The sequence below is a fragment of the Parvibaculum sp. genome, from assembly GCF_049672805.1.
Classification (GTDB): domain Bacteria; phylum Pseudomonadota; class Alphaproteobacteria; order Parvibaculales; family Parvibaculaceae; genus Parvibaculum.
In genome coordinates this window covers 1-4888 of record NZ_JBATWS010000149.1, presented here as the reverse complement: position 1 = coordinate 4888, position 4888 = coordinate 1, and the positions used below count along the sequence as shown (strand labels likewise).

Annotated in this window: 5 protein-coding genes; 3 read left to right on the top strand and 2 right to left on the bottom strand. The window is 59.9% G+C overall.

Going from position 1 to position 4888, the window contains the following annotated elements; genetic code table 11:
- On the top strand, positions 1 to 509 hold a 509-nt coding region (locus WBF74_RS04725), incomplete at its 5' end, for a phosphotransferase (protein WP_424435932.1).
- 19 nt (positions 510 to 528) lie between these two features.
- The gene (locus tag WBF74_RS04720; protein ID WP_424435929.1) at positions 529 to 978 is read left to right on the top strand and encodes a GNAT family N-acetyltransferase; all 450 of its coding nucleotides are present in this window, start codon (positions 529 to 531) and stop codon (positions 976 to 978) included.
- Between the two features lie 13 nt (positions 979 to 991).
- Here WBF74_RS04720 and WBF74_RS04715 read toward each other — a convergent pair whose 3' ends face one another.
- Positions 992 to 2146 carry a 6-phosphofructokinase gene (locus WBF74_RS04715; protein WP_424435926.1) on the bottom strand — a complete coding sequence of 385 codons (1155 nt, stop codon included), beginning with the start codon at positions 2144 to 2146 and terminating at the stop codon, positions 992 to 994.
- A 133-nt stretch (positions 2147 to 2279) separates the two neighbouring features.
- Between WBF74_RS04715 and WBF74_RS04710 the strand changes: the two genes are divergently transcribed.
- Complete coding sequence (locus tag WBF74_RS04710) at positions 2280 to 3449, top strand: Gfo/Idh/MocA family protein (RefSeq protein WP_424435923.1); 1170 nt, start codon at positions 2280 to 2282, stop codon at positions 3447 to 3449.
- Between the two features lie 6 nt (positions 3450 to 3455).
- Here the strand turns inward: WBF74_RS04710 and WBF74_RS04705 are convergent, their stop codons facing one another.
- Positions 3456 to 4601: a DSD1 family PLP-dependent enzyme gene (locus WBF74_RS04705; RefSeq protein ID WP_424435920.1), complete on the bottom strand. Its 1146-nt coding sequence runs from the start codon at positions 4599 to 4601 to the stop codon at positions 3456 to 3458.
- Between the last annotated feature and the right edge of the window lie 287 nt (positions 4602 to 4888).

The window sequence follows — 4888 nt, the reverse complement described above, 5'->3', positions numbered from 1 at the left end:
TTCCGGAAATGAACAAGCTCATGGAGTGGCTGCCGAAGAATGTGCCGGAGGATACGTCCACCTCCATCGTTCATGGTGACTATCGCCTCGACAACACGATCCTTCACCCGACCGAGCCGAGAGTGATTGCGGTTCTGGACTGGGAACTTTCAACGCTCGGCCACCCGCTTGGCGACTTCACCTACAGCCTGATGCAGTGGGTGATGCCGGGTCAGGGCACGGGCGGCGGAACAGGCTCCATCCGCAATGCCGATCTCAAGCAGCTCGGCATTCCTTCGCTTGAAGAATATATTGCGATGTATTGCGAGCGGACCAACCGCCCCGGCATCGATAATCTAGATTTCTATTTTTCGTATAATTTCTTCCGACTTGCCGGTATCCTTCAGGGAATCGCTGGGCGTGTGAGGGATGGCACTGCCTCCAGCGAGCATGCAAAGCAGATGGCAGCGAATGTTCGTCCGCTTGCAGAAGAGGCGTGGGCTTATGCTCAACGGGCGGGGGCACAATAATTAAGAAAGTGAGTGGCGTATGAGTTCCTTGGAGATTTCCTCCTGGACCAGACATGGCTTTGAGATCACTACCGATAAATCGAGACTGGATCGTGACTCTATTCTGAAGATGCTCGGCGCCACCTATTGGGCGCGCGATGTGTCGAAAGAAGACCTCTGGACAAGCATCGAGAACTCACGCGCCTATGGGCTTTATTCGCCGCAGGGCGAGCAGGCCGGCTTTGCCCGCATGGTGACGGACTACACGCGTTTCGCGTGGATGAGCGATGTGTACATTCTCCCGATCCATCGCGGCGAGGGCCTCGGCAAATGGCTTGTCGAGACAATGCTGAATGATCCCGCCCTCGCAGCGGTGCGGCGCATCATGTTGTCCACAAATGATGCTCACTCGCTCTATCAGCGTTTCGGCTTCACCGCGATTGGCGATGATGCCGAAGAAGCGCGCATCACCATGCAGCTGAAACGCTGATCGTCACCAAATCTCAATAGAGAAACATCGGCGTACCAAGCACTTTTGCGATGCGGGGGCGATAGGTCTCCCTGTCGTAGAAGGCATCCACATCGACACGCTTCTTGCCTTCCGTGCATAGCGTGACCGGCACCGTTGCATAGTTTCCATCGCGCAGCGCCGTCATGAATCCGGTGCGGCCCGCTGCGATTTCCTGCACGGCCAGCGTGCCAAATCCTTTTGCCACCATCTGATCGAGCGCATCCGGCGCGCCTGCCCGCATGAGATAGGCAAGTGACTGGGTGATGGTGTCGATGCCGGTGAGGCGGGTCAGTTCTTCACCGAGATAATGGCCGATCCCGCCAAGGCGCTGACGGCCATATTCATCTGGCTGGCCGTAATGCTGGCGCTCGCCGCCTTCGACACGCGCACCTTCCGATATAACGACCATTGCGTAGCGCGCCGGATTTTCCATGCGATCCCCCGCCACAAGGTCTGCAAGCTTTTCGGGATTGAAAGGCACTTCTGCGATGATCGCCCGGTCCACATCTGCCAGATAGCTTGAGACAAGCGCCGTCTCGCCGGAGTTGCGGCCAAAAAGCTCTACCACCGCAATGCGCTCATGGCTGCCGGTGGAGGTGCGAAGCGCATTTATGTGCTCTACGGAACGGGATATGGCGGTCGAGAAGCCGATGCAATAATCCGTCCCATGAACATCATTATCCATCGTCTTCGGGATGGAGACGATCTTCACGCCCTGCTTGTGGAGATGGGCGGCATAGGCAAGCGTGCCATCGCCGCCAATCGTCACCATGACATCAATGCCGAGATGCTCCAGCACACGCAGAATATGCGGTGTCGCATCAAACGTGCCATCCGATGCCGGCTTGAACTTCCCGCGCAGGAAATCGGGGAGCTTCTCTTCCACCATCCAGTATGGATCAATCCGCGTCGTGCGCAGAATGGTGCCGCCCATGCGGTCGATGGTGCGCACGGCTCCCGTATCGAGGCGCATCAGATGCTCTTCGCTTCCTTCGGGATCATCCGGGTTGTAGTGAAGCGGCCCGGCCCAGCCCCGCCGGAAACCGAGAACCTCCCAGCCAAGCTCTGCCGCGCGCCGCACAACGGCCTTGATGCAAGGATTGAGACCCGGCACATCGCCGCCACCCGTCAGGATTCCCAGTCTCATTTCGTCATCCTTTCTCTCCGGGCGCGTTCGCCCGTCCTTCCCGCCCTTGTCAAATGAAGAGTATGCTGCATCTTTTCAAAGTGTGGCGTATTCCTTCGCCTCACCCGTCAAAGAAGAGCCGGAAGCCTTTCCCATGAAGACAAGCGGCACCTACACCATCGCTGTCGCGGGCCTTGGGCGGCGTATCGCGACCGTGATCCGCAATCTCCATGCCGCAGCGCCCAATATAAGAATTGTCGCCTATGCGGACCCCGCGCCGACAGGGCTTTCTGCGCTTTCAAAACGCGGCATTGATGCGGGTGCTGCCTATGGCGATGTCGCTACCATGCTGCGGGAGACATCACCCGACCTTCTCATGGTGGGATCGCCCAATCATCTCCATCTTGAGCATATCAAGGCGGGGCTTGAGGCGGGCATCCGTGTCTTCACCGAAAAGCCGGTGGTTCGCACGGAAGAAGAGACATGGGAGCTGGCACGGCTTCTCCATACGCATGGGCAGAACGCGGTGCTTGTTGGCCTCGTGTTGCGCTCTGCGCCCCTTGTCGCCGCTGTGACGCGGATGCTGCGCGAAAAGCTCGGACCGCTCATCAGCTTTGAAGGCAATGAGCATCTCCACCCCGAACATGGCGCCTTTCTGATGCGTGACTGGCGGCGGCATGAGAAGCATGGCGGCTCCTTCCTGCTCGACAAATGCTGTCACGATTTCGATCTCTACCGGCTGTTTGCGGGCGCGCTGCCTGCGCGTGTTGTGAGTTTTGGCGGACGCTCCATCTTCACACCGAAGAATGAAGCTTTGGCCGGGCGGAAGCATGGCGATGGCACGCCTGCCTATACGCTCTGGCGCGCGGGCTGGAATGCGGGCGAGAGCGTGTTCCGCTCCGATGCCGATGTGGCCGACAATCAGGTGACGCTCATCGAATATGAAAATGGCGTCCGCCTTGCCTTCCACGCAAACAGCCACGCGGGGATTTTGCAGCGGCGCTGGTATTTCGCGGGGCTGAATGGCGCGCTTGAAGCCGATCTCGTGACAAACCGCCTCACCTTCCGCGATGCGATGGGCGCTGAGGAGCCGGAGATTGAGGAGTTCCCGGCAAGCGTCGAAGGGCATTATGGCTCGGATGAGCAGATGAGCCGTGACCTCGCCGCGCATCTTCTCGATGGCGCGCCTTTCCCCGTTCGCGTGCATGATGCGATGGTGGCAGGTCTCACCATCATGGCGGTGGACCGCGCCATGCGCGAAGGAACGATCATCGACTGCCGCCCGCTATGGGAGCGGCTGGAGATGGAAATGCGCGGCGGATGATTCCGCTCAGGCGCTTCGCCCGCGCGCCTCGATTGGCCAGATATCAACCAGCGTGTCGCCCCGCACGACATGATAGGCGTCGTAAAGGTTCACCGTCGGGTCGCAATGCGGCGTCATCGCGGTGAGCACGCTGCCAAGCGGCAGATGCGCCCCATCAGGAAGCAGGATACCACCCTGTTCATCGCCGAAGAAGAAATAGCTCGCCCCTTCCGGTGCGCCGGAGAGAAGGACCGGCGGCTCGGCATCCGTAGCGAAAGCCTTGAAGCCCGCATCGGTCGTCGCAAGGTTTCGCGTGTTATTCGAGACGACGGACATCTGCACGAAAAGCGATGTGGCGAAGGGGAAACTCGCGCCATTGCCGAGTGCCAGATCGCCATATTGCTTGTCCATGAAGATGTAGGAGCCGCCCTGCAGCTCTGTCAGCACATTGGCCTCGGGGTCGATATTGTAGCTGCCCGTGCCGCCCCCGCTGATGATGTCGCAGCAAAGCCCCTTCGCCTTCAGCGCATCGCGCTGCTCGCCCAGCACCTTCATCGCGGCGAGTGACTTTTCGCGCCGCTCCGCGAAATCATGGATATGCATGAGGTGGCCCGCATAGGCCTGAAGGCCGCGCAGTTCCAGAAACTCTGCCGCATCGAGCAGTTCGGCAAGCTCCGTTGCGTCCTCTCCGGGGCGGATGCCGGTGCGGTGCAGGCCAACGTCAAGGTCCACCAACACCTTGAGCGGGCGCCTTGCTTCTGCCGCCGCAGCCGCAAGGGCCCGCGCATTTTCCGGGTTATCAACCACGACCATCAGGTCGGGTAGTTTCGTGTTCAGCGCCATGAGTCGCGCGATGCCCCCCGCCGTCACGACGGGAGAGGTGATGAGGATGCTTTCAATGCCGCCCGCAGCCATCGCTTCCGCCTCACCGAGCTTCGCGCAGCACTGGCCAAGCGCCCCTGCCGCAATCTGCGCCCTGGCAATCGCGACCGATTTGTGGGTCTTGGCATGGGGACGCAGACCAAGGCCGTTCACCCTGCAATGATCTGCCATGAGAGCGACGTTGCGCTCAAAGGCATCAAGATCAAGGACGAGGGCGGGCGTTGGTATGGCCGCGCGTGACCCCGGCTTGCCGACCAGTGCCCGTGCTGCGGCCAGTGCTTCACTCGTCATGATTGTCCCCCGTCCGGAAATTTTGGGCGCATCCTACAGTTTCGGGCGGAGGATACAAATGCGAGCAGCGCCGGGGCCGGGACGCGGACCAGGCGTTCCGCCGCCGGAAGCGTTAACGAAAAAGCCCCTCCGACTCTCCTTGACAGGACCGGGGGCAGCCCCTATCTGTCGCGTTAGCACTCACTATGGTCGAGTGCTAACAACCCCAGAAATCCTAGAATTTACCGCAATTTAGCGGGTGGGACACAGGAGAGATCAGAGATGAAATTCCGTCCTCTGCATGACCG